The following is a 24,463-nucleotide window of genomic DNA, read 5'->3' as shown; positions in this document are numbered from 1 at the left end:
GCGAACTATCCGACCGGCAGGAAGATCGTCGTCAGCACGAAGTCGAACACGATGATCGCCACGCTGGTGGCGACCACGGTGTTGGTGGTCGAGATGCCGACGGCCTCGGTGCCGAACTTGGTCTGAAAGCCCTGGTAGCAGCCGATGAGGCCGACCAGCAGGCCGAACGTGAACGACTTTACGAGGCCCGAGATGTAGTCCATCGGGTACAGCTCGTCGATGTACGTCTCGTAGAAGTACTCGGCCGGGACGTCGAACACGACGTCGGCGATCAAGGCGCCGCCGATCAGCGCGAGCACGTTGCCGTAGATGTTGAGCAGCGGCAGCGTGACCGTCGAGGCGACGAGGCGCGGCCACACCAGCTTCTTGATCGGGTCGGCGCCGAGCGAGGCGATGGCGTCGATCTGCTCCGAGACCTTCATCGACCCGAGCTCGGCGGTGACGCCAGTCGCGATCTTGGCGCCGATCGTGAGCGCCATCAGCGTCGGCACCAGCTCGCGTACGAGCGCGAGCGCGGCCGCGGACCCGACGGCATTCTTGGCGCCGAAGCTCATCAACGCCTCGCCGAACTGCCACGTCAGCGCCATGCCGACGAACACGCCCATCAGGGTCGAGAGCGGGAGGCTGCGGATGCCGAGGGCGACGATCTGCGAGAAGACGTCGTAGATGCCCCACGGCCGCTGCACGCCGCGGATGAGCGACCGCCCCAGCAGGAGCGAGATGCCGCCCGCCCAGTCCAGGCCGCCGCGGATCGCTTCACCGATGTATTCGAACGGTCTGCGCACGCTCACCCGCCCCGGGTCGGGAAGGTAAAGTCTTTGACGACCTTGGCGAAATCGCCGCGTCCGCTCTCGAAGCTGCGCGGCGGCGCGAGGTACTCGAGGTCGAACAGACAGCCGTCTTTCTTGACCACGTAGATCTCCATCTGGGTCTTCACGACCCCGTCGATGGAGGCGATCACGACGGTGTGGACCGCGTCGCGCTGGACCAGGCTGACCTTGTCCTGCGACAGCACCTCCCACTCACGAAAATCGATGCGCAAGTGGTCGGTGAACTGCTCGAGCGAGCTGTCGCCGTGCATCTCGCACTGGCTGTCGAGCACGATGACGGCGTCGAGCCCATCATTGTACCACGCGACCTGGGTGCCCTTTTGCGAGAGCGGGCGCCAGGCCGAGCCGGGGTTGCCGAAGCTGTACGTGGCTTCGTGGGCGACCGACGTCTCGCGACGCTTGTAGTAAGTGTTGCCGTAGCCGACCCAACCGCTGCACCCCGTGGCCACGATGGAGACGAGGGCGACGCCGAGAAGGACCTGGGGGGAGCTGGAGGGCCGCACGGGCGGCGCCAGTGTAACAGCGTATGCCGAGCCAGCACCACAGCGCGCCGGAGCAGGCCCATCCATGGCCCAGAGGTCAGTCGGCCCCGCCCGCCGGCAACCATACGTCGGCCAGCGCGACGCGATGTTCGGGGCCCCAAACGGCCGCCAGGCCCGGACAGGGACCGTGCGGCGACGCTCCGGCGAGGTCTGTCACCCACACGGCGTGGGAATGGAGCAAAGACAGGGTCTCGAGGTGCGGGTGACAGTAGGAATTGTCGCCGCCGGCCGAGATGACGACCAGCGAGGGCATCGCTGCGGCCAAAACGGCCTGAGAGATCCCGGAGCGGCTCCCGTGATGGCTGGTCCACAGTACGTCGACGGGCCCGCATGCCCTTGCAGCAGCCTCGACCTGCAAGAACGGGAGATCGCCTGGAGCGAGGAGCCTCAGGTCCTCCACTTCGATGCACAGGGCGAGGCCTCGCTCGTTTTCGGCCGCGCGCTCGGGCGGCGAAGCCGCGTCGACGACGCGGACCGACAGGCCTGGCGCGTCCCAGCGGTCCCCAGCGCGCGCGGTCTGCCGAGGCGCAGCGGCTGCCTCGTAAAGGATGGCCGCGGGCGTGTCGGGTCGGTCCTCGAGGCCGCGATCCCAGCGCTCGCGCAGCTCGAGATCGTCGTCCGTACCGGGGAGGTTGTCGGGCCCTGCGAGCGCGCGGACGAAGCCGCCGATGTGGTCGTTGTCGAAGTGGGAGAACAGCCAGAGATCGACGGCCGCGAGCTCGTGCGCGGCCAGAGCGGCGAGGATCGGCTCGCTCGCCGCGGGCGGGCCGGCGTCGACGATCACGACCTGACCCTCGCGGCCGACCACCAGGAGCGACGAGCCCTGGCCGGCGTCGATGAAGTGGAAGCCGGGACCCGGAGGCGGCGGCGCGAGGCCGGGGCCGACATCGATCGGCGCGAGTGGGGCGGCGAAGAGGAGCGACAGCGAGAGGCAGACGGGGTGCACAGGGAGAGGTCGTTCGCAGCCGCCGAAATTTTGCAGCGCCGATTTTTTTTCGCGGCGGTGCAAGAGCGAGCCCGCGGCGAACGACCTCACCGTGTGACCCCTGTCCTCGCTCTCTTGTTGTTGTTCGCGCCGCCTGGCGCCCTCGAGCCGCCGCCGCTCCTGCTGCACGGCGGCAGCGCTGCCCCGCGGGCCTGGCTCGGCGCGGTCCACTCGGCCCTGTGGATCTGCTGGGACGACGGCAGCCGTCGCGGCCCTCCCGACGCTGCCTGCTGGCAGCGCGTCGATCTTCCGCCCGGTTCGCCCGATCCGCGCGATGCCCGGGCCGCGTTCCTCGATGCCGCCACCGCGGTGGTGCGCGGGGCCGACGACGCGACCTTCCTGCTGATTCGCGGCGAACCATCGCTGCAACCCGTCGACGCATCGATCGATCCGCGTGAACGCCTGGCCGCGATCGAGTGCAGCCCCAGCGGACACGTCCCGACCCACGCTCACGGAGCGTGGGCCTGGATGCCCTCCCCTTGCCCGTTGCCCGCGGGTCAGTGCGTCCGCGGCCCGGCGCTGCCCCGGTCGCGGCGCCCGAGCGGCCTCGATCTCTTCGTGAGCGTCGAGCTGCGGGCCCAGGCGCGTCGCGGCGTCGGCCCGGCGACCGAGGCGACCACCAGCACCTCCATCATCGCCAGCCTCGGGGTCGCGTTCGATCCGGCGCGGTGGGTCGGGCGTCAGCTCGCGTGGAACGAGCTGCACGCTGCCCGTCGCCCGCAGCTGCGCGACCTCCCGCCGACGCGCAGCCGCGGGCCCCTGGCCGCCCAGGAGCGCGACGCCCTCGCGGCGATCGTGTGCGGAGGAGAGGTCCGATGAGTGTGCTCGGTTCACTCCTCCTCTCGGCGTTGTTGTTCGCGCCGGCGCCTCCGCCCGCGCCGGTGCCCGAGCCGGCGGCGCTCGAGCGCGCGCTGGCGGCCCTGCCCGCGCGACCGACGATCGCGGAGGTCCAGCAGGCAGTGACGCAGCGGCTGGCGCTCGGGCCGAAGAGCGGTCGGCGACTGCTGGCCCGGGCCAGGGCCGCGGCCGCGCTGCCGAGCGTGCAGGGCGAGTACGATCAGACGATCGACCGCGACTACCAGCTCGACCAGGCCGCGGGCACGGCCGACGCGCTGAAGCAGGACCTCGGGGCCGGGCGCGGGGCGAGGGTCCGGGCGACCTGGGATCTCGGCCGTCTCGTCTTCAACCCCGACGAGCTGCGGGCGGCCCGGGCGGTCCTCGACGCGGCGGCCGAGCGCGAACGGGTGCTGGTGGCGGTCACCCAGCTCTACTTCGAGCGGCAGCAACTGTTGCTCGAGATCGCCCTGCTCCCGGCCCGCGACGGTCAGGAGGCGATCGGTCGGCGGGTGCGGGTGGCGGAGATCGAGGCCGTGCTGACCGGCCTCACCGGCCTTCGCTTCTGATAAGCTCCGCGGTCGTGAGCGCCGCGCGGCCCGCCAACGATCGCTTTGTCTGTGACCTCGCCGTCGAGCTCGACACCGGTCGCTCGCGGATCTCCGGGCGGATCCGGGACATCACCGAGGCGGGCCTGTGCTGCGTCATCGGCGATCCGGTCGGCGCGGGCATCAACGTCACCGCGCACCTGCGGCTCGTCTTCGAGTGGGGCATGAGCGAGCCTCTGCCGCTGCTCGGGCAGGTGCTGTGGTTGACCCCGACCGAGGGGAAGTACCAGGTCGGGGTCGCGTTCTCGCAGCCGACGCCCGACGTGTGGCAGCGGTTCGATGTGCTGCTCAAGATCCTGTTCGGCCAGATCAACCTGCCGACGCCGGCTGCCAACTGATCGCCCGGCGCGCCCACGCGCGGGGTGCAGATCGTGACGCGCTGTGCACCGAGGTGCACGCGCCGAGGAGCACGCGGTGGCATTCGGCGTGCATCCAGGTGCACATGGGCTGCGAGACCGCGCTTCGGCCCGCGGGTCGTGACTCGCCTAACCGTGCGCCAATATTGACTCTTCTTTCGCGCTGGCGGCATATGCTCCGGACCCCGCCCGAGGCTTGCAGGGGGCCTGGCCGAGAAGGACGCCGCATGATTCCAGTCGCTCAAGTTCCGTCGCCCGAGGGGGCATCCCGCGCCGACAATCGCCGCGCCCTCAGCATCCTGGCCCGCTCTTTGTTCCGCCAGATGCGGGAGCAAGGCTACACCCCCGAGCAGATCGTCGCGCTGTCGTCGGAGCTGCTCGAGCTCGTCAGCCACGATCTTCGTCAGGTCCGCGAGGCGACGGATGCTCGCTGGGCCGCCGAGTGAGCGGGCCCGACGCATTTTCGTTCGCATGTCGGGGCCGTCGTCCGCCTGGCCCCTGACGGCGCCCTGAGAACTCACGCGTGTCGGCGTGGACTTGCCTGCGGAGGGTCGGTATGGGTCCGCCATGGCGACTACCGCAGACGCCCCGCTCGCGCTCAACACGATCGATCGTCTCGACGTCGGCAACCGTCGGGTGTTCGTTCGCGTCGACTTCAACGTCCCGCTGAAGGACGGCCAGGTCCGCGACGACACCCGGATCCGGGCCACGCTGCCCACCCTTCGCAAGCTGCAGGAGCGCGGCGCCCGGCTCATCCTCGGCTCGCACCTCGGTCGGCCCGACGGCGCACCTGACCCGAAGTACTCGATGGAGCCGGTCGGCGCTCGCCTCGCCGAGCTGCTCGAGTGCGAGGTTCGGCTGCCCGACGAGGTCATCGGCGACGGCGTCACCAAGCTGGTGCACGACACGCGCAGCGGGCAGATCGTGCTGCTCGAGAACCTCCGCTGGCACCCGGGCGAGACGCGCAACGACCCGGCGTTCGCCCAGGCGCTCGCCTCGCTGGCTGACGCCTACGTCAACGACGCCTTCGGCGCGTCGCACCGGGCCCACGCGTCGATCGTCGGCGTGCCCGGCCTGCTCGCCGACAAGGCCGCGGGCCTGCTGCTGGCTGCCGAGGTCGAGGCGCTCGGCCGCGTGATTCACCACCCCGAGCACCCGTTCGTGATGGTCGTCGGCGGCGCCAAGGTCAGCGACAAGCTGCCGGTCCTGCTGGCGACCCTCGATCGCCTGCGCCCGGGAGACAGCATCCTGATCGGCGGGGCGATGGCCAACACCTTCCTCGCCTCCACCGGCGTGGACGTGGGCGCGTCGCTGCACGAGCCCGACCGGTTCGCCGACTGCAAGAGCCTCGTGACCCGCGCCAAGGCCCGCGATGTCCGGGTGCTGCTGCCGACCGACCTGCGCGTCGGCGCTGGCACCAAGGCCACTTCTGCCCGCGTCATCCAGGTCGAGAGCGACAAGCTCGGCGACGGCGAGATGGCCCTCGATATCGGCCCTGCGACCGCGGCGCGGTTCCGCACGGCCCTCCTCGGCGCCAAGATGGTGTTCTGGAACGGGCCGATGGGGCTGTTCGAGAACTCGGCCTTCGCCGACGGCACCCTCGCGGTCGCGCGGGCGGTTGCCGATTGCGGCGGCTTTACCGTGGTCGGCGGCGGCGACAGCGTCGCGGCCCTGCAGGACAGCGGGGCGGCCGACAAGATCAGTCACATCTCCACCGGCGGCGGCGCCTCGCTGGAGATGATCGAGTCCGGCAGCTTGCCGGGCCTCGAGGTCCTGCTCACCGGCCGGAGCGCGTGAACGTGGCACGAGTTCGCTGGACGATCGGCAACTGGAAGCAGAACCTGTTTCGCGGCACCGCGGAGCTGCTGGCGACGGATATCGTCGAGGGCATCCCGGCCGAGCTGCTCGAGGGCCCGGTGCGCACCAAGATCGGCGTCGCGCCGACGTTGGTGGCCCTGGACGCCCTCGCCCCGTGGAGCCGCCCGGCCGGGCCGCTCTACCTGTTCGGCCAGAACTGCGCCGCCCAGGAAGAGGGTGCCTTCACCGGCGAGGTCGGCCCGGGCCAGCTCGCCGATGTCGGCGCGCACGGGGCGATCCTCGGTCACTCCGAGCGCCGGACCCACTTCCGCGAGGACGACGCGCTCATCGCTCGCAAGGTCCAGTGCGCCCTGCAGGCCGGCTTGCGGGTCGTGCTGTGCGTCGGAGAGGGGCTCGAGGTGCGCGAGAGCGGCGAGCACGAAAACTTCGTGATTTCGCAGCTTTCGGCCTCACTCGCTGAAGTCGATCCTGAGCTGTTTCAGGACCGCCTCATCCTCGCTTACGAGCCGGTCTGGGCGATCGGCACCGGCAAGACCGCCAGTGCCCGCGACGTCGGCGCGATGCACAAGCGGATCCGGTCCTGGCTCACCGAGCATCATGGCGCGACGGGCGCCGACAGATCGATCCTGTACGGTGGTAGTGTGAAGCCCGGCAACGCGGCCGGACTGATGGCCGCGGGCGACGTCGACGGATTCCTCGTCGGCGGTGCCTCGCTCGAGGCCGAAGCCTTCCTGCAGATCGTCCGGCTCGTCGCCGAGGCCAGCTGAACCGAGTCCCCCATGTTCGAGATCATCGTCACCATCATCTCGGTCATCTACATCCTGGTCTGCCTGTTCATGGTGCTGGTCATCCTGCTGCAAGCAGGGCGCGGCGGCATGGGCACGGCGCTCGGCGGCGGGGCCAGCCAGAGCGTCTTCGGCGGCGGCGGCAGCTCCGACGTTTTGGCAAAGGTTACGCAGTTTTGCGCGGGGAGCTTCATGGTCTTCGCGATGTTCCTCGCGTACGCCGGCAGCCACTCCGGCTCGCAGCGCCTGCAAGAGCGCAGCGAGGAGACCGCGCCCGCAGAGGAAGACGCCTCCGGAGAGGTCAACTGGGAGGCGATCGGACCCAACCCGGTCAACCTCGAGGCCTACGCGGCGCCCGCTGGTGAGCCGGTGCCCACCGAGCCCGTGACCCCGCCGGCCGCCGAGGAGCCGGCAGCGCCGCCCGAGGACGCTCCCGCGGCCGATTCCGGTGCCGCGGCCGAGCCGACCCCGGCGGCCGACTCCGGCGCGGCCGCGGCCGACACCGGCACCCCGGCTGCGGCCGACCCCGGCGCTGCGGCCCCCGCGACTGCTCCGGCCGAGCCGGCTCCCGCAGCGGATGCGGACCCCACCCCCGCTGCGCCCGCCGAGTCGGGCACTCCGGCCGCCCCGGCGCCCAAGAAGGCCGCCCCCAAGGCGCCCCGCAAGCCCAAGCCCGCCCCGGAGGCCGCTCCGGCCGGTGACGAGCCCGCCGCCGAGGCTCCTGCCCCGACGCCGGCGCCCGAGCTCTGAGCGATGCTGGTGCGCTTCGCCAAGGTCGAGGGCCTCGGCAATGATTTCCTGCTGATCGACCGCCGGGATGCTTCCCCGGCGGTCGTTGACGCTCTGGTGACCAGACTGCGCGACGCGGCCCCTGCCCTCTGCGATCGTCGCTTCGGCGTCGGCGGTGACGGGATCCTGGTGGTCGGTCCGCCGTGCAGCCCCGAGGCCGCGGCGACCATGATCGTCGTCAACCACGACGGCTCGCGCCCCGAGATGTGCGGCAACGGTCTCCGCTGCGTCGCCCTGGTCGTCGCCGGGGCCGCGCGCGAGCTCGTGATCGACACCGACGCCGGTCCCAGGCCGTGCTCGGTCCGCGAGTTCCACCCCGGGACATGTCCTTCGGGGCAGGTTGCGATCGACATGGGTCCGCCCGACCTGCTCGGCCCGCGCCGCGTCGGCGGGCGCTCGTTCGCGGCGGTGTCGATGGGCAACCCGCACGCGATCGCGTTCGTGAGCGCTGACGATCCCGAGGCCCTCGCGCGCACTGAAGGCCCGCTCGTCGAGCGCGACTCGCAGTTCCCGGGCCGCACCAACGTCGAGTTCGCGCGCCTCGAGCCGGATGGCAGCGTCACCTTGTGGGTGTGGGAGCGCGGTTGCGGGATCACCTCCGCCTGCGGGACCGGGGCGTGCGCCACCCTGGCCGCCGCGATCGCCGAGGGGCTCGCGTCCTACGCCCGCGACGTCGTCATGCGCTTGCCGGGCGGCCCGCTGGTGCTGCGACAGGACCGCGCCGGCGGCTCGATCACGATGACCGGTCCGGCGCGGGTCGCCTTCGTCGGCGAGGTCGAATTGCACGCGGCCTCGCCCGCCGCGTGACGCTCACAGCGGCATCAGCGGGTCGCAGGTGAACTCGACCTTGAGGGTCGCGTCCTTGTCGTCCTGCGCCAGGGTGCACGCGTCGGGGCACAGGATGACCTTGCCGCCCTCGACGTAGAACGACATCGGGTCGCACTGATCGAGCCCAGGCACCTTGCCGAGCAGCAGCGGGTTCATCTGACCGGAGGGCGTGAACTCGACGACGATCGAGTCCTCGTCGAGCGTCTTGCCCTCGGGCGGCGGCGGGATCTCGAAGTCGCAGGCGATCTTGGCGTCGGCGACCACGCCGTTGGCGATGGCCTGGAACACCACGTCGTACTTGCTCGTGTCGCACAGCGGGAAGCGCAGCGCGCCGGTCATGTTGCTCAGCGTTTGGTAGCCGGTCCCGTTGTCGGCGGCCGTCGGGCACTTGCCGGTCACGATCGCGTCCATGTCCGAGTACGGCTGCTCCGGCGGGTTGTTGTAGGCCATCCCGACGATGCTGTACCACTTGTAGTTACGGGCCTCGATCGAGGCCCCGAAGTGCTGCGGCGCCACGGTGATGAGCCGCTCGTCGAACTTGGTGGCCGCCGTCAGGCCGCTGTTGACGTTGTTGTTGTCGTCGTAGCTGATGTTGTTGTACGAGCACTCGACGCCGTCGTCGGTCAGCTCGAGGAACACCTTGAACGCGTCGGGGCGCAGCCACTCCTGCCAGCCCATCGGCGCGAGGTTGAACTCGTCCTTGGTGTTGCCGTTCAGCGTCTGCAGCAGGCGGCACCACGAGTTGTGGCTGCCGACCTCCACGCTATAGTGGAAGAACCGCTCGCCGTTGATCGGCTGGGCAGGCGGGTTGTTACAGCCGCCTTGCGGGATCCCGCCGAGCGGCGCCTCGATGCACACGCTCTCGGCGCTGTCGTTGCCGAAGCGAGACACCATGATCACGCGGTAGTCGAGGCCGCTGCCCTCGATGATCTGGGCGAAGTTGACGTTGATGTTGTCCTGAACGCCGACGATCTCGTTACCCATGCTGCCCGAGTTGTCGATCATGATGATGATGTCGACCGGCTTCGGGATCAGCTCGGCCTCGGCCTCCTGATTGCCGCACGCGGTCGGCAGGATGTCGCAGGTCTCCGAGCAGCCGTTGTCGGGGCCGTTGTCGGGCCCGAGGTCGCAGGTCTCGCCCGGATCGACCGTGCCGTCGCCGCAGCTGTTGAGGATGCACTCCTCGCTGCACGCGGCGTCGGGGCCGTTGTTCGGGCCGTCGTCGCACCCCTCGCCGGGGTTGAGCACGCCGTCGCCGCACACGCCCGGCGGCAGCCCGGTGGTCGTCGTGCTGTCGGTGACGCCCTGAGTCGTGCCTGGGCTCGTGCTCTCGGATGTCCCATCGGTCAGGTTACCGGTGGTGCCCGCGTGGTCGAAGTCGGCGTGCCGGTGGTCGGCGCCGTCGTCCCGCTCGCGGTCGCCGAGCCCGAGCCCTGCGTCTCTCCGGTCTCGGAGTCGTCGCTCGTGGCGACCGTGCCCTCGCTCGTGAGGCCGGTGATGCCGGTCCCCACCCACTCGCTCGCCAAAATAACACGTGGCGCGGCGCTGGGGGCGCTCAGACCCATTGTGAGCGCGTGGCGAGACCAGCCCCTACATGGCGGTCAGAGGCGCGCGACGGCGAACGCTGCGATGTCTCTTGCGACACGAACCGTGCTTCGTGCCGCGGCTCGCCGACGAGCGCCGTGCCTACAGATCGAGCGCGCCCTGCCAACCGGGCGGGAGCTCGAGGCCGAGGTGACGCGCGGCCTTGAGGGTGGCGACGCGCCCGCGTGACGTGCGGAGCAAGAAGCCGCGCTGCAGCAGGAACGGCTCGACCACGCTCTCGAGGGTGTCACGCGGCTCGCCGAGGCTGGCCGCGACGGCGTCGACGCCGACCGGGCCGCCGCGGAAATTCTCGACGATCATCGTCATCAAGCGCCGGTCGAGCATGTCGAGGCCCTCGCTGTCGATCCCGAGCTCGAGCAGCGACGCGGTCGCGTCGGCGAGCTCGATCGAGCGCGCGCCCCGGACCTGGGCGAAATCGCGGACGCGACGGATCAGGCGGTTGGCGATCCGCGGGGTGCCGCGCGAGCGCCGGCCGATCTCGAGCGCCGCGGCGCCGCTGACCAGGATGCCGAGGATCGACGCGGTGCGGCACACGATCGCGGCCAGCTCGTCGTCGCCGTAGAACTCGATCGCCTCGATGATCTGGAACCGGTCGCGCAGCGGCCCGCTCAACAGCGCGGTGCGGGTGGTCGCGCCGATGAGGGTAAACGGGGCCAGCTCGAAGCCGATCGTGCGCGCGCGGTTGCCCTCGCCGACCGGCAGGTCGATGCGCCCGTCCTCCATGGCCGAGTAGAGGCTCTCCTCGACCGTCGGCGCGAGCCGGTGGATCTCGTCGATGAACAGCACGTCGCGCGGGCCCAGGGCGGTGAGGTGGCCGGCGAGCACGCCCTTGTGCTCGATGGCTGGCCCCGAGGTCAGGTGCAGGCGCACGCCGAGCTCGTGGGCCAGGATGTGCGCCATCGTCGTCTTGCCGAGGCCGGGCGGGCCGTGCAGCAGGGTGTGGTCGAGCGGCTCGTCGCGCCCGCGGGCGGCGCGGACGAACACTTCGAGCTTGCGCTTGAGCGCGGCCTGACCGACGTACTCGGCCAGGCTCTGCGGCCGCAGCGACACGCCCTCGCCCGCCTCCGCGCTGACCGGCGAGAGCGCGGCGCGAGCTGGCTCTTGCGACATGTCCGATGCGCCAGCCTCGGGTGCCGGCCCGCCCGGCCGCTTGCGACCCTTGGGTGACCGCGGAGGCGGCGGCGGACCGTCGTCATGAGGGACGCGCATGGTCGGACCACGATAGCCGAGCGGCCGGCCCGCGGCCACCGGGCGTCACTCCCACTCGATCGTGGCCGGCGGCTTGCTGCTGATGTCGTAGCAGACGCGGTTGATGCCGCGGACCTCGTTGATGATGCGGCTGCTCATGCTCGCCAGCACCTCGTACGGCAGGCGGGCCCAGTCGGCGGTCATCGCGTCGGTGCTGGTGACGGCGCGGATCGCCAGGGCGCTCTCGTAGGTGCGGCCGTCGCCCATGACGCCGACGCTCTGGACCGGCAAGAGGACGCCGAACACCTGCCACAACTGGCGGTAGAGCCCGGCCTTGCGGATCTCCTCGATGATGATCGCGTCGGCGTCGCGCAGCAGGTCGCAGCGCGTCGGCGTCACCTCGCCGAGGACGCGCACGGCCAGGCCGGGGCCCGGGAACGGATGGCGCCACACCATCTCCTCGGGCAGCCCCAGCAGCACACCGAGGCGGCGGACCTCGTCCTTGAACAGCTCGCGCAGCGGCTCGACCACGCCCATGCGCATGCGCTCGGGCAGGCCGCCGACGTTGTGGTGGGTCTTGATGGTGACCGAGGCGCCGCGCAGGTTCACGCTCTCGATCACGTCGGGGTAGAGCGTGCCCTGGACCAGGAAGTCGGCGCCGCCGAGCTTCGCGGCCTCCTCTTCGAACACGTCGATGAAGGTCGCGCCGATCCGCTTGCGCTTGATCTCGGGATCGGTGACGCCCTGCAGCGCGGTGAAGAACCGCTCGCGGGCATCGGCGACGATCAGCGGGTTGTGAAGCCGCCCGGCGAACATGCGCTCGACGTCGGCGCGCTCGTCCTTCCGCAGCACGCCGTTGTCGACGAAGATGCAGTGGAGCCGCTCGCCGATGGCGCGCTCGACCAGCAGCGCGGCGACCGACGAGTCGACGCCGCCCGACAGGCCGCAGATGACCTTGCCGGAGCCGCCGACGCGGGCCTGCACGGCGGCCACGGCCTCGTCGACGAAGCGCGCGGCGCTCCAGTCGCGGGCGAAGCCGGCGGCGTCGAGGAAGGAGGCGATGATCTCGTCGCCGCGCTCGGTGTGCGTGACCTCGGGGTGGAACTGCACGCCCCACAGCTTGCGCTCGGGGTCGAAGACGACGGCGTGCTCGCAGTTGTCCGACGAGGCCAGGTTGTGGAACCCGGGCGGCAGGGCGACGACGCGGTCGCCGTGGCTCATCCACACGCCGAGGCGGTCGCCGGCGCGCAGCCGATTCAGCGGGCCCTCGGGGCGCGTGACGGTCAGGGTGGCGGGGCCGTACTCGCGATGGGTCGCGCGATCGACCTGGCCGCCGGAGCCCGCGACCATGAGGTAGAGGCCGTAGCAGATGCCGAGCACCGGCACGCCGAGCCCAAGGACCTCTGGGTCGAGCTGCGGCGCGCCCTCGTCGTAGAGCGACGACGGACCGCCGCTGAGGATGATGGCCTTGGGCGCGCGCGCGGCCAGCTTCGCGGCCGACGTGTGGTACGGCAGGATCTCCGCGTAGACCCCGAGCTCGCGCACGCGCCGGGCGATCAGCTGGGTGACCTGCGAGCCGAAATCGAGGACGACGAGGGTCTGGTGGGCCATACGCGGTTATCCGTCCACCCGATAGTTCGGGGCTTCCTTGGTGATGATGACGTCGTGCACGTGACTCTCGCGGAGGCCCTGCGCGGTGATCTTGCGGAACACCGAGCCCTCGCGCAGCGCCTCGAGGGTGGCGGCGCCGCAGTAGCCCATGCCCGAGCGGATGCCGCCGACGATCTGGTAGAGGCTCTCGGCCAGCGGCCCGCGGTGCGGCACGCGACCCTCGATGCCCTCGGGCACCAGCTTGCGCTCGTCGGACACGCTGCCCTGGAAGTAACGGTCCTTGCTGCCGGCCTTCATCGCCCCGAGCGAGCCCATGCCGCGGTAGACCTTGTAGCTGCGGCCCTGGTAGAGCACGAGCTCGCCGGGCGCCTCGTCGGTGCCGGCGAACAGCGAGCCGATCATCACCGTGTCGGCGCCGGCGGCCAGCGCCTTGACGACGTCGCCGGAGTACTTGATGCCGCCGTCGGCGATGATCGGCGCGCCGAGCTTCTTGGCCTCCTCGGCGGCCTCGAGGATGGCGGAGATCTGCGGCACGCCGACGCCCGCGATCACGCGGGTGGTGCAGATCGAGCCGGGGCCGATCCCGATCTTCACCGCGTCGGCGCCGGCCTCGACCAGCGCGCGGTAGCCCTGCGGGGTGGCGACGTTGCCGGCGATGATCTGCAGGCCCGGGAAGCTGGCCCGGACCCCGCGCAGTGTGTCGAGCACGCCCTTCGAGTGGCCGTGCGCGGTATCGACGACGAGCACGTCGACGCCGGCATGGACGAGCGCCTGCGCGCGCACCTCGGTGTCGGCCCCGACACCCACGGCCGCGCCGACGCGCAGGCGCCCGCTCGAGTCCTTGATCGCGTGCGGGTGGGTCTGGGCGTTGCGGATGTCCTTGACGGTGATGAGCCCGAGCAGCTCGGTGCCCGCGGCGTCGACCACCAGCAGCTTCTCGATGCGGTGCTTGTGCAGCAGCGCGAGCGCGTCCTCGAGGGCGATGCCCTGGCGCACGCAGATCGGCTCGCGCGTCATCACGCGCCCGACCGGCTGGTCGAGGTTGGTCTCGAAGCGGACGTCGCGGCTGGTGAGGATCCCGACCGGGCGCTTGCCCTCGACCACGGGCAGGCCGGAGAAGCCATGCGCGTGCATGAGCGCGAGGGCCTCGCGCAGGGTGTGCTCGGCAGTGACCGTGATCGGGTCGACCACCATGCCGCTCTCGCTGCGCTTGACCCTGCGCACCTCCTGAGCCTGCTGCTCGGGAGTGAGGTTCTTGTGGATCACGCCGAGGCCGCCGTGGCGGGCCATGCAGATGGCGGTCGCGGCCTCGGTGACAGTGTCCATCGCCGCGGCCACCAGCGGGATGTGGACCATGATGTCGCGCGTCAGCCGGCTCTGTACCGAGACCTGCGCGGGCAGGACCTCGCTGTAGCCCGGGACGAGCAGTACGTCGTCGAACGTCAACGCCTCGCGGATCTCGATCGCGGCCATGCCTGCTCCCTCGAAAAGGTGGCGGGAGACTACCCAACGCGACCCTGCGCGCGCATGCGCGAAGGCGTGCGTTACCTGACGACCTCGCGCGCCGCCGCTGTGCACGCACGATCACGAATCAATCTCACAACAGCGATGCGCGCGAGTCGTGATCCGTTGTCGACCCCGGTGATCGCGCGACGACAAGGTGCGATAAGCTGCTTGAACCGTGGGCGCCGTGATCGGCGCCTCTCCCCAGAGCGTCGATTGTGCCGCCTGTACAGCCCATCGATGGTCCTCTCGCCGAGCGCGTCGTCAGCGTGCTGTCCCCGCTGCTGGGTCCGCACACGGCGAAGCGGGCGCTGGCCATGATCTGCAAGCGGGCCGGCAAGGACGCCGCCGAGCTCGGAATCGACGATCTGGAGCTGGCCCAGACCACCCTGCGGCCGATGCTCCGCACGCTGATCGGCAACGAGGTGACGGTCCGCGTGCTCGCCGACCTCGGCGCGGAGGAAGCGTCGTGAACGCACCGCGCGGGCTGGGTCTGCTGTTCTGCCTGATCGCCGTCGGCGGGCGCTACGCCGCCGAGGTGTTGTTCGCCGCCGGCGACGCCTGGCAGCGCGGGCTCGAGGTGTTCGTGGTCGCCATGAGCGCCCTGGTGGTGTTCCGCTTCAGCGCCGGCGATCCGCCGCGGCGGCCGTGGACGGTCCTGCTGCTGTCGCTCGCCGTCGTGCCGCTGATCCGGATCTCCACCTGGCAGGGCTGGTCGCTCGCCGGCATCCAGCTGCAGAACATCCTCCTGATCCTCGGCAACATCTTCTTCGCCGGCTCGATCATCGGCTTCGGCCGCGTGCTCGGCAGCTCGGAGCTGCTGTCCGAACGGACAGGTGGCGCGCGCGCCCGCGCCGTCCTCGTCATCGGCTCGCTGGCCCTCGCCGGCCTGGCGTTCATCGCCTACAACGTGGTCGAGCTGGCCAGCCGCGGCATGCCGTCGACCGGCGATGCGTGGGCGGGCGCGATCACCAGCGGGGTCAGCACGCTGTCCGACGCGATCGTGTTCGCCGGCGGCCTCTACCTGGTGTGGATCTTGCGCCCGATCGCCGGCGGCAGCATCGCCCTGCCCTACCTGCTGATGGCGTTCGGCGGCGCCGCCTTCCTCGTCGTCGACGTGTGGCTGGTCGCCAGCCACAAGACCGCGCAGACCGACCTGACCGACACGCCCGCCAAGCTGATCGGCGCCCTGGCCTTCAGCTGCTTCGCCGCGGCGGCGCTGATTCAGGCGACCCTGCTGGCCCCGAAGGCGCCGCGCGTGTCCGGACCGAACGCGCGAGCCGTCCGCCGCGCCTGAGCGGGCGTCGCGGGGCGCCCGGCCCCATGCATCCAGGGACATGTGCGAAGGCGCAGGTGCTCTGCCCTGCGGTCCGGCGGCATCGCCCCATGATCGTCGACATGTCCGAAGGTACAGGCCGTGCGACCTGCATCTTCGGACATGTCATCCTATCCTCGGGGACAGCCGTTACTTCGCGGGCGCCGGCGCGCGCAGCCAGGTGTCGAGCCAGCCCAGCACGTTGTCGTGCCACACCTTGCTGTTGACCGGCTTCAGCACCCAGTGGTTCTCGTCGGGGAAGTACAGGAACCGGCTCGGCACCCCACGCCGCTGCAGGGCGGTGAAGGTGGCGATGCCCTGGGTCTCGGGGATCCGGAAGTCCTTGCCGCCGTGGATGACGAGCATCGGCACGCGCCAGCGGTCGACGTAGTTGGCCGGGTTGTGCGCCTCGTGCTGCTTGGCGGTCTGCCAGTACGGGCCGCGGTGCTCCCACTCGGGGAACCACAGCTCCTCGGTGGCGTAGTACATCATGCGGTTGTCGAACACGCCGTCGTGGTTGACGAGGCAGCGGAACGGCGCCTGCCACTGGCCGGCGATCCAGTTGACCATGAAGCCGCCGTACGAGGCCCCGAGCGCGCACACGCGATCGCCGTCGAGCCACGGATAGCGGGCCAGCGCGGCCGCCAGGCCCTTCTGCAGATCGACGAGCGGCCCGCCGCCCCAGTCGTCCTGGATCGCGTCGGTGAACGCCTGGCCGTAACCCGTCGAGCCGTGGAAGTCGATCATCACCGCGGCATAACCGGCGCCTGCGTAGGTCTGCGGGTTCCAGCGGTAGCTCCAGCGATCGCTGAACGAGCCCTGCGGGCCGCCGTGGATCAGGAACGCGACGGGGGCCTTGGCGCCCTCGGCCAGGCCCGGCGGACGCACGACCCATCCGTGCACCGTCTCGTTCTTGTGGCCCGGGAAGCTGAACTGCTCGGCGACGCCAAAGTCGGCCGCGGCGACCTTGGCGTCGTTGACGTGCGACAGCTGCTCGGCCTTGCCGTCGAGCCCGGCCACGTAGAGCTCGTCGGGGTGCGACAGGTCGTTGCGGAGGAACAGCAGGCGGTCGCCGAAGCGCTGGACGTCGTGGACGGCCCCGCCGCGGATCAGCTCGCGCGCGGCCCCGTCGGCGACGTCGACCGCGAACAGCGACAGCCGGCCGCCGTCGTCGGCCGCGGCGTAGATCGTCTTGCCGTCGCCGCTCCACTGAAACTCCTCGACCGAGCGGTCCCAGCCGCCGGTGAGGATCTTCGGCTGTCCTTCAGGCCATGGCCGAAGGACCAGGCTGAAGCGGTCGGCCTCGTAGCCGGGCCGGGCCATGGCGACGTACGCCAGGGTCTTGCCGTCGGGCGAGAAGGCCGGGCGGGTGTCCCACGCGAGGTTGCCGGCCGTCAGGTTCTTGGGCGCGGCCGAGCCGTCGAGCGGGGCGTAGAAGAGGTCGAAGTTGGTCGACCACGGCTCGGACTGGCCGGCGACGCGAGCGGCGAACACGACGCCCTGGCCGTCGGGAGTGAAGGTCATCTCCTCGGTGCCGCCGAACGGCTTCGACGGCACGTCGCCGTCGATGCCGCGCGACAGGTGGACCGGCTTGCCGCCGCCGCTGATCGACCAGGCGAACAGCTGCGCGCGCCGGCCGTCCTCCCACTCGTCCCAGTGGCGCACGAACAGGCGGTTGAAGACGGTGCCGGTGCCGCGATCCTTGCGCGCCCGGTCCTTCGCCAAAGCGGCCGTGCACGCGAGCGGGCCCTCGGGCGCCACGTCGCACTCGGGGAACACTTCGGCGGAGAACAGCAGGTGGCCGCCCTCGTCGAGCGAGATGGCCCCGATGTCGACCGGGAAGCTGGTGACCGGCTTCGGCGTCTCGCCGATGGCCGCGCGGAACACCTGCTGCGTGCCCTCGTGCTTGCCGAGGAAGTACAGCGTCTCGCTGTCGGCGGCCCAGCGCGGGCTCGACTCGCTGTCCGGATCGGTGGTCACCTGGATCGGGCCCGAGCCGTCGATGCCCATGACGTAGATGTCGCTGCGCCCGCGGTTGTTCTCGAGGTCGGTCTTGCGCAGTACGAACGCGACCTTCTTGCCGTTCGGCGCGACCTGGGGATCGCTGATGCGGTCGAACGCCAGCAAGTCGAGGACCGAGAACGGGTGCTGCCCGGCCGGCGCGATGACCTGGTCGACGAACGGCGCGGGCGCGGCCGCCGGGCCCTCGGCGGCCGGGGTCTCCGGCGCCGGCGCAGCCGCGGGCGGACAGTCGCGGACGACCCGCTCGCGCCCGCCGCCGCAGGCGACGGCGAGGGTGGTGAGACCGAGGATGGTTCGAAGTCGAGGGCGAACGCGCACCATTGGCCGACACTATACGGGCGGGGCCGCGCGCCGGGGAAATATGCTGCCGAATGGCCCCGTTCGGCCGCGCGTGCCGCTCCGGCGGGCGCGCCGGGCGACCGGGGCTGCAGCGGGCCGCGCGAGGTCCGGCCGGGTCACCCGAACAGGCGTTCGCGGGCATGCGCGATCGGACATGTCCCGAGAGACACGTCGATCGCCGGCTCCATGTTTAATGAATTTGGGGACATGTCCGATCGGCCATGCCACTCCGAGGCTCGGCCGATGTCCCGAAGGACATGTCTTGAAAAACATGTGTCTTCGGGCATCTCATCCCATGCTCCCGGGACATGTCCCGAGAGCCAGATATCACGGCGCCCAACGAGACCGGATCTTCGCCACGCCCGCGGCCGCCAGCAGCGACAGCCCGAACGCGGCGGCGAGGCCGGCCGCGCCGGCCAGGGCGGCGCCCCAGCCGTGAGCCTGTACGGGCGGGGCGGGAGGGTTCGGCGGCGGCGCCTGGCCCCACGCGCGGGCGGCCGCCTGAAACAGCGGATCGACCGGCGCCCGGGCGGCGCCCTGCCCGGCCCGCGCGCGGTCGAAGCTGGCCCGCAGCTGCGGGTCGCACAGCACGTCGCGGGCCGTCACGACGGCCCGCATGCGCTCGCTCGCGGACGCGTCGTCGGGGTGGCGATCGGCGTGGTGCCGGTGCACCGCGCGGCGGAAAGCCTGACGGATCTGCGACTCCGACGCGGACGGCGCGACATCCAGGACCCGGTAGTGATCGACGAAGGCCGGCATGCCCCGGCAGCTTGCCACACGCCGCGGCGCGCGGCGCGGACCCGGCCGCCAGCGGGTCGACAAGCCTGCGCGACGACGCTAGGGTGCGCGCGTGCAATCGGTGTGCGACAGGCGCTGCCCGTGGTGCGGCCAACCGCTGGCGCTGGTGTGGGTCCACGGCCACGGCCAGTGCGTCCGCTGCGGCACCAACCTCGAGGAGTGCTGCCGCGGCGAGACGGCCGAGGTCGCGCCTGCGAGCGCGCGCGCCCCCGTGACCGCCGTTTCCCGCGCTGCGGAGCGAGGCTGACGACCGTGCCTTACTACGACTGCCTCAGCTGCGGCGCTTGCTGCCAGAACACCCCGGAGAACATCGCCGAGGGGTTCTCCCACTACATCGAGATCGATCCCGCGGCGCCGCTGTGGCGTCGACCGGACCTGGTGCGCAAGCTCGTGGTCCGCGACGACGAGGGCACGGCGCACCTGCGGCTCCACCCCGACGGCCGCTGCGTGGCCCTGCGCGGGCGGATCGGCGGGCGCGTGCGCTGCGAGATCTATCGCGAGCGGCCGATGCCGTGCCGCAGCGTCGAGGCCGGCAGCGCCCTGTGTCAGGGCTATCGCCGGGGCCGCGGTCTGCGGGTGTGAATTTCGCCGGCGTCGGGCACGCTCGAGCGGTGCGTCGCTCGATCGTCCTGCTCGTGGTCGTCGCTTGTGCCCCCAGGACGGCGCCCCCGCAGCCGGGCCCCGCGGCCTCGGTTGCTGTCCCCGAGGACATGCCCGAAGAGACCGGTCCGAAAGACCCGGTCGCCGCCGCGCCGACGCCGGCCCCGCTTTCCGTCTTGACGCCCGCGCCCGGCGTGCGCGTCGCCCTGGACGTGCGCGGCTGGGCCGCCGTGGCCCTGCCCGATCGCGTGATCGTGCTCGACGACGACTTCCGCCACCTGCGGGCCTTCGACGCAAGCACGGGCGCCCAGCTGTGGCGCCTCGAGGCCCAGGCCGAGCCACGCGGCCGACACACCCTCTACGCCGTCGGCGATCGCGTGCTCCTGCACGCCGGCTCCGACCTGATCGCGGTCGACACGGCCCGCGGCGCCGTGATCGCTACCCACCGGGCGGGCGCCCACAACGGGGCCGACGCATGCCGCCTCGAGATCGTGCACGGCTTCGCCGACGCGGGCCGCACCGCCGCCGACGATCCGGCGCTCACCGCCTGCTCGGCCGCCTGCACCTGCACGCGGCGGCTGTTCCGCTGCGACACCGGGGCGCCGATCGGCGGGTTCTGGCGAGGCAGCGAGCTCCACCTCCACGACGATTTCCAGTCGGAGCACAACGTGATGTGCTTGGGTGCACCCCGGCTGTTCGGGCGGCTCGGCGGCCGCTACCTGCTCGGCGTCAAGCGCAGCCAGCCGATGGACGACGCCTACGAGGCGCTCGCGGTCAACGACCAGGGCAAGGTGCTGTGGCGCCGCCCCGCGCTGTCCGACGCCGTGCAGCGGTACCGCCCGGTCGGCGGCGACGTGGCGACCGACGTGTGCTGGTCGGTCGACGAACACGACATGGTCGCATGGACATGTTCTACAGGACATGTCCGATGGCGGGCCAAGCTCGCCGGCGCGGACGACTCGTACAGCACCGACGCTCGCGTGGTCGCGCCCGGCAAGCTGCTGGTGCGTCGCCTGTCCGAGCGCACCCTCGCGGTCGAGCTGCGCGACGTCACCACTGGCAAGCAGCGCTGGCGTCGGGAGCTGCCGCCCGACCGCGTGGCCCTCGCCCCGGCCGAGGCCACGAACATGCTCGCCTACGCCAGCACGCCGACCCACGCATGGCTCGATCTGCGCGACGGCGCCACCCTGCACGAGCACACCCTGGCGAAGGACCAGGCCCTCACCCGCGACCCGGCCGGCGACGGCTACGTGCGCACGGGCGGCCCGGAGCTCGGCTTGCTGGCGCGCGACGGCAAGCTGCTACAAACTGTCCCGAAGGACATCCCCGGGATCCAGTGGATCGGCGCGGGCTTCGTCGCCGCCCGCGAGCCGCCGCGCTTCACCGTGTACCGCCGCCCTGAATTCACCGCCGCGCTGACGGTCGAGGGCAACTGGGCGGTCGAGGACACGACGGCCACGCTCGGGCCGGCGGCGGTGCTGCTCTACGAGCACCGCGGCGAGCGTGAGTCGCTGCGCTTCGTCGTGCTGCGCAGCGACTGAGGGCCGCGCGAGGTCGCGTACCACCTGCCCCTCGGGACAGGTCGTCGCGGCTCACCCGCCCTTCTTGGGCCGGGTGATCTCGATGTTCGTGCCGACGCCCTCTTCGGGGTCGAGGTCCTCCGAGGCCGCGTTCTCCTCGTCACGGAAGGTCTTGCGGTCGGCCCGCTTGAGCTTGGCCTTGAGCTCCTTCTGACCGTCGGCCGCGACCTCGAGCGTCTCGGTGTGGGTGTCGAAGCCCTTGGCCTTGAGCTCGATCTTGTGCGGTCCGGGCGACAGCTCGAGCGTCAGCGGCGTCTTGCCCTTCAACTCGCCGTCGACGAACACCTCGGCCTTCGGCGTCGCCTCGACCGCGAACGCCACCGGCCCGACGGGCTGCGGCGGGGTCTCGACCTTCGTGTCCGGCGGCGTCTCCACCTTCGTGTCCGGCGGCGTCTCGGGCGGCGCGTCGACCTTCGTATCCGGCGGCCCGTCGACCTTGGTGTCCGGCGGCGTCTCCACCTTCGTGTCCGGCGGCAGCTGGCCCTTGGCCTCCGCCTCGGCGATCATGGCCTTCAGGGCAGCCTGGCGCTCCTTGGCCTGGGCGTTGGTCGGGTCGGTGACCAGCACGACCTCGTAGGCCGCGAGCGCCTCCTGCAACCTGCCGGCGGCTTCGAACTCTTGCGCCTTGGCCAGCCCGGCGGCCAGCTGCGGCGGCGCCTCGTGCGGCATCGCTACCGGCGGCACCTGCGGCACCTTCTGGCTCTCGAGATAGAAGTACACGCCGACGCCGACGCCGACGATCGCCAGCAGGGCGAAGATCCAGCCGGAGCTGCCGCTGGAGCTGGGCGGCTCGTGGACCACCACGCTCGCCGGCGCCTCGACGACGGGGATCGGGCGGGCGCCGCTGGCCTCGACGGCGGCAGCCAACGTCGCCGAACGGGCCCGGTCCTGGGCCGCCTCGGCGTCGCCGAGACCTGGCCCTCGGGACACGTTGCCCTGGCCCACGCGGCTGCGCGGCGCCGCGACCGGCAGGCGGAACATCGCCGCCGGCACGCAATCGATCATCCGCTCGACGATCTCGTTGGCGTCGGTCGGCCGGTTGTCGGGGTTCTTGGCCAGGCAGTCGTGGACCAGGTGGATCAGCTCGTCGGGCACGCCGTGATCCGCCGGCAGCACCGACTCGAGCGGCGTCGGCTTGGCGTTGACGTGCTTGTGCAGCACGTCGCGCGGGCTGTCGCCCTCGAACGGCAGCCGACCGCTGAGCATGTAATAGAACAGCACCCCGACGGCGTACACGTCGGAGCGCGCGTCGGCCGGCGCGTTCATGATGACTTCGGGCGCGAGGTAGGCCGGCTCGCCGACCATCGGCGCCTCCTCGTCGCTGTCATCGGGCGCCTCGAGCAGCGCCGCGATCCCGAGGTCGAGCAGCTTGACGTAGTTGGCGCGCCCCTGCTCCTCGACCAGCATCACCTGGCTGGCGTTCAGGTCGCCGTGCACGATGCGCCGCACGTGCGCGCCGCCGAGGCCCTTGAGCACCTGCGCGGCGATCGGCACGAAACCCTCGAGCTGCAGTCGACCCATGCGGCGCACGTAGTCGCCCAGCGTCTCGCCCTCGACGTACTCGACCGCGATCCACACGCGCCCCGGCTCGCGCCCGTGGTCGTGCACCGCGGCGATGTTCGGGTGCTCGAGCGCCGCCAGCGCCTTGGCCTGCTCGTCGAAGCGCGCCGCCGCCGGCGTCCCGTCGGCCCACGCCGCCGCGAGCACCTGGATGACGACGGTGCGGTGCATGGTGCGGTGCGTGGCGAGGAACGCCAGCACCCGCGGTCCCCGCTCCAGGACGCGCTGCAGGGTGTAGTGGCTGCCGATCGTCTGGCCGATCAGGGCGTCTGTCCCGGATGCGGGGATGGATCTCTTAACCGGCATCATGCCCTCGGTGCGGTGGCGAACTCAGGCCCCTGAAGCGATCGGGCCCGAAGGCCCTCAAACAAGTCCCGTGCGCGGGATCGGGCCCGCGCCCGCGTGTCGTCGTGCGACCCAACGTAGCATGGACCCGCTGCGCGCGACCAAAGTGCTGCGCCGCTCGGTCGACCTCTGATGCAAACCCTGCATCGGACCCCTCGGCGGCCCCCGAGCCACCCACTATCCTCGTCGACCATGCGCCTCCGTCGCTTCGGACCGCTCCTGCTCCTCGCCGCCTGCGGCGATCCCTCGGACCCCACCACCACCGCCTCCGCCGGCATCACGTCCGTCACGGCCGCGAATTCGACCGACCCTGCGCCGACCGGGACCGGCACCTCCGAGCCCGCGCCGACCACGTCAGCCGGGTCGCTGACCGCGGCGAGCGACGCGACCTCCGCCGCGACCACCGACGCCACGGCCACCGACGCCACCGACGCCACGGGCGCCAGCGAGCCCGCGAGCGGCAGCGAGGCGACCGACAGCGGCGGCGACACAGCCGCCTCCGACACGACCACGACCACGACCACGACCGGCGACGGCACCACCGGCGAACCCTGTCCGATCGGACAGGAGGGTTGTCCCTGCGGTCGGGGCGACGCCTGCGCCCCCGGCCTCGAGTGCCAGGCCGGCCTGTGCGGACCGCCCGCCCCGCCGGTCTGCGGCGACGGCGAGGTCGAAGGCGGCGAGGCTTGCGACGACGGCAACAAGATCCCGGGCGACGGCTGCGAGAACGACTGCACGCCCACGCCGATGCCCGCCAGCGACCCGTGCGGCTTCGCGTCCGACGGCGTCTGGTTCGAGATCGACTACGAGAGCGCCTTCACCTCGACCAACCCCGACTGGACCTACTCGCCGACGCCGGGCTGGGGCGAGGCTGAGTGGGCGCCGCAGGGCGAGTCGTGGCCCGAGGTGTGGGACATCTATCAAAACGTCGAGGTCGACGAGGACCAGATCGGCACCGCGGCGATCGTCGACGGCAACGGCGCCCTGCAGATCATGTTCGGCATCGGCGGCCTCACCTACGATCACGCGACGGTGTGCGCCCAGGGCCGCAGCTACTCGGTCGGTTCGTCGGTGATCTTCACCGTGCAGAACCAGCTCAACAAGTGCGGCTCGACCGGCTCGATGGCCAACGACTGGTCGATCCACAGCGCCGGCGTCGACCTCGGCACCTGCATCGTCGGCAACAACGAGTTCCAGGGCCTGCGCGTCTTCGCGTCCGGGGGCAGCGGCGCCCTCTCGCTCAAGCGGCTGCGCCTCACCCTCCACGGCGCCGTCTACTAGCGGCACGAAACCGCGCCGCGTCGGTTCGATCACACGCGGCGCCCAAGATCACCCCAGCCGCGGGCTGTCCCTCGCGCCCCCTGTCGGACCACGAACGACCGTGGTGGCTCGCCTGTCTCTAAAGACAGCCACAACCTCGGCAGCGTCCCGGCAGGTCCCGCGCATCACCTGTCCCTTGGGACATCCGACGGCCGGCCCTCGCGGCTTCGACGCAAAACTCTCGGGCTCGCCACCAGCCCGACGTCTCTGCGCCAGGTCCCGCGCATCACCTGTCCCTTGGGACATCCGGCGGCCGGCCCTCGCGGCTTCGACGCCAAGCTCTCGGGCTCGCCACCAGCCCG

General features: G+C 71.4%; 24 protein-coding genes. 14 read left to right on the top strand and 10 right to left on the bottom strand.

The window, feature by feature from the left end; genetic code table 11:
- Window positions 1-5: 5 nt before the first annotated feature.
- From POL25_RS21945 to POL25_RS21935, 3 genes are all read right to left on the bottom strand, one after another.
- Entirely contained in the window at window positions 6-785 is a 780-nt protein-coding gene (locus POL25_RS21945) for an MlaE family ABC transporter permease (RefSeq protein ID WP_272088089.1), read from the bottom strand.
- 2 nt (window positions 786-787) lie between these two features.
- Complete coding sequence (locus POL25_RS21940; RefSeq protein WP_272088088.1) at window positions 788-1,333, bottom strand: hypothetical protein; 546 nt, start codon at window positions 1,331-1,333, stop codon at window positions 788-790.
- 76 nt (window positions 1,334-1,409) lie between these two features.
- Window positions 1,410-2,318: a ComEC/Rec2 family competence protein gene (locus POL25_RS21935; protein WP_272088087.1), complete on the bottom strand. Its 909-nt coding sequence runs from the start codon at window positions 2,316-2,318 to the stop codon at window positions 1,410-1,412.
- Between the two features lie 114 nt (window positions 2,319-2,432).
- Between POL25_RS21935 and POL25_RS21930 the strand changes: the two genes are divergently transcribed.
- From POL25_RS21930 to dapF, 8 genes are all read left to right on the top strand, one after another.
- Window positions 2,433-3,176 (top strand): hypothetical protein, encoded by a 744-nt coding sequence (locus POL25_RS21930; RefSeq protein WP_272088086.1) that lies wholly within the window; start codon window positions 2,433-2,435, stop codon window positions 3,174-3,176.
- The gene (locus POL25_RS21925; RefSeq protein ID WP_272088085.1) at window positions 3,173-3,760 is read left to right on the top strand and encodes a hypothetical protein; all 588 of its coding nucleotides are present in this window, start codon (window positions 3,173-3,175) and stop codon (window positions 3,758-3,760) included. The genes POL25_RS21930 and POL25_RS21925 overlap by 4 nt, the downstream gene beginning before the upstream one ends.
- A gap of 14 nt (window positions 3,761-3,774) precedes the next feature.
- On the top strand, window positions 3,775-4,137 hold the full coding sequence (locus tag POL25_RS21920) for a PilZ domain-containing protein (RefSeq protein ID WP_272088084.1): 363 nt from the start codon (window positions 3,775-3,777) through the stop codon (window positions 4,135-4,137).
- A 245-nt stretch (window positions 4,138-4,382) separates the two neighbouring features.
- Window positions 4,383-4,601, top strand: coding sequence for a hypothetical protein (locus POL25_RS21915; RefSeq protein WP_267707840.1), 219 nt, complete (start codon window positions 4,383-4,385; stop codon window positions 4,599-4,601).
- Between the two features lie 121 nt (window positions 4,602-4,722).
- Entirely contained in the window at window positions 4,723-5,952 is a 1,230-nt protein-coding gene (locus POL25_RS21910) for a phosphoglycerate kinase (protein ID WP_272088083.1), read from the top strand.
- Between the two features lie 2 nt (window positions 5,953-5,954).
- The gene (gene tpiA, locus POL25_RS21905; protein WP_272088082.1) at window positions 5,955-6,740 is read left to right on the top strand and encodes a triose-phosphate isomerase; all 786 of its coding nucleotides are present in this window, start codon (window positions 5,955-5,957) and stop codon (window positions 6,738-6,740) included.
- A gap of 12 nt (window positions 6,741-6,752) precedes the next feature.
- Window positions 6,753-7,508: a preprotein translocase subunit SecG gene (gene secG / locus POL25_RS21900; protein WP_272088081.1), complete on the top strand. Its 756-nt coding sequence runs from the start codon at window positions 6,753-6,755 to the stop codon at window positions 7,506-7,508.
- A 3-nt stretch (window positions 7,509-7,511) separates the two neighbouring features.
- Window positions 7,512-8,354, top strand: a complete 843-nt coding sequence (gene dapF / locus POL25_RS21895) for a diaminopimelate epimerase (RefSeq protein WP_272088080.1) — start codon at window positions 7,512-7,514, stop codon at window positions 8,352-8,354.
- Between the two features lie 3 nt (window positions 8,355-8,357).
- Here the strand turns inward: dapF and POL25_RS21890 are convergent, their stop codons facing one another.
- The 4 genes from POL25_RS21890 to guaB all read right to left on the bottom strand — a co-directional run bounded on the left by POL25_RS21890 (window position 8,358) and on the right by guaB (window position 14,252).
- Entirely contained in the window at window positions 8,358-9,890 is a 1,533-nt protein-coding gene (locus POL25_RS21890) for a hypothetical protein (protein ID WP_272088079.1), read from the bottom strand.
- Window positions 9,891-10,061: 171 nt separating this feature from the next.
- Window positions 10,062-11,090 carry a Holliday junction branch migration DNA helicase RuvB gene (ruvB, locus tag POL25_RS21885; RefSeq protein WP_272088078.1) on the bottom strand — a complete coding sequence of 343 codons (1,029 nt, stop codon included), beginning with the start codon at window positions 11,088-11,090 and terminating at the stop codon, window positions 10,062-10,064.
- A gap of 144 nt (window positions 11,091-11,234) precedes the next feature.
- Window positions 11,235-12,779 carry a glutamine-hydrolyzing GMP synthase gene (gene guaA / locus POL25_RS21880; protein WP_272088077.1) on the bottom strand — a complete coding sequence of 515 codons (1,545 nt, stop codon included), beginning with the start codon at window positions 12,777-12,779 and terminating at the stop codon, window positions 11,235-11,237.
- A 6-nt stretch (window positions 12,780-12,785) separates the two neighbouring features.
- Window positions 12,786-14,252, bottom strand: coding sequence for an IMP dehydrogenase (gene guaB / locus POL25_RS21875; RefSeq protein WP_272088076.1), 1,467 nt, complete (start codon window positions 14,250-14,252; stop codon window positions 12,786-12,788).
- 248 nt (window positions 14,253-14,500) lie between these two features.
- Between guaB and POL25_RS21870 the strand changes: the two genes are divergently transcribed.
- Together POL25_RS21870 and POL25_RS21865 are read left to right on the top strand one after the other, a co-directional pair.
- Window positions 14,501-14,755, top strand: coding sequence for a hypothetical protein (locus tag POL25_RS21870; protein ID WP_272088075.1), 255 nt, complete (start codon window positions 14,501-14,503; stop codon window positions 14,753-14,755).
- On the top strand, window positions 14,752-15,579 hold the full coding sequence (locus tag POL25_RS21865) for a hypothetical protein (RefSeq protein WP_272088074.1): 828 nt from the start codon (window positions 14,752-14,754) through the stop codon (window positions 15,577-15,579). The genes POL25_RS21870 and POL25_RS21865 overlap by 4 nt, the downstream gene beginning before the upstream one ends.
- A gap of 168 nt (window positions 15,580-15,747) precedes the next feature.
- On the opposite strand, the gene POL25_RS21860 is transcribed toward POL25_RS21865, so the two are convergent.
- On the bottom strand, window positions 15,748-17,940 hold the full coding sequence (locus tag POL25_RS21860; protein WP_272088073.1) for an alpha/beta hydrolase family protein: 2,193 nt from the start codon (window positions 17,938-17,940) through the stop codon (window positions 15,748-15,750).
- Between the two features lie 345 nt (window positions 17,941-18,285).
- Complete coding sequence (locus tag POL25_RS21855) at window positions 18,286-18,717, bottom strand: J domain-containing protein (protein ID WP_272088072.1); 432 nt, start codon at window positions 18,715-18,717, stop codon at window positions 18,286-18,288.
- A 91-nt stretch (window positions 18,718-18,808) separates the two neighbouring features.
- On the opposite strand from POL25_RS21855, the gene POL25_RS44450 reads away from it, so the two are divergent.
- Genes POL25_RS44450 through POL25_RS21840 form a run of 3 tightly spaced genes read left to right on the top strand, consistent with a single transcriptional unit; the run spans window position 18,809 to window position 20,897 of the window.
- Window positions 18,809-19,003, top strand: coding sequence for a hypothetical protein (locus POL25_RS44450; RefSeq protein ID WP_272088071.1), 195 nt, complete (start codon window positions 18,809-18,811; stop codon window positions 19,001-19,003).
- A 5-nt stretch (window positions 19,004-19,008) separates the two neighbouring features.
- The gene (locus POL25_RS44445; RefSeq protein WP_272088070.1) at window positions 19,009-19,338 is read left to right on the top strand and encodes a YkgJ family cysteine cluster protein; all 330 of its coding nucleotides are present in this window, start codon (window positions 19,009-19,011) and stop codon (window positions 19,336-19,338) included.
- 29 nt (window positions 19,339-19,367) lie between these two features.
- Entirely contained in the window at window positions 19,368-20,897 is a 1,530-nt protein-coding gene (locus POL25_RS21840; RefSeq protein WP_272088069.1) for an outer membrane protein assembly factor BamB family protein, read from the top strand.
- Window positions 20,898-20,948: 51 nt separating this feature from the next.
- Here the strand turns inward: POL25_RS21840 and POL25_RS21835 are convergent, their stop codons facing one another.
- Window positions 20,949-22,805: a protein kinase domain-containing protein gene (locus POL25_RS21835; protein ID WP_272088068.1), complete on the bottom strand. Its 1,857-nt coding sequence runs from the start codon at window positions 22,803-22,805 to the stop codon at window positions 20,949-20,951.
- Between the two features lie 228 nt (window positions 22,806-23,033).
- Here POL25_RS21835 and POL25_RS21830 point away from each other — a divergent pair, with 228 nt between their 5' ends.
- Complete coding sequence (locus POL25_RS21830; RefSeq protein ID WP_272088067.1) at window positions 23,034-24,122, top strand: DUF4215 domain-containing protein; 1,089 nt, start codon at window positions 23,034-23,036, stop codon at window positions 24,120-24,122.
- Window positions 24,123-24,463 lie beyond the last annotated feature (341 nt).

The organism is Nannocystis bainbridge, assembly GCF_028368995.1.
In the GTDB taxonomy this organism is placed as follows: Bacteria; Myxococcota_A; Polyangia; order Nannocystales; family Nannocystaceae; genus Nannocystis; species Nannocystis bainbridge.
The sequence above is the reverse complement of the archived record's forward strand: the minus strand, read 5'-3'. Positions and strand labels throughout refer to the sequence as shown.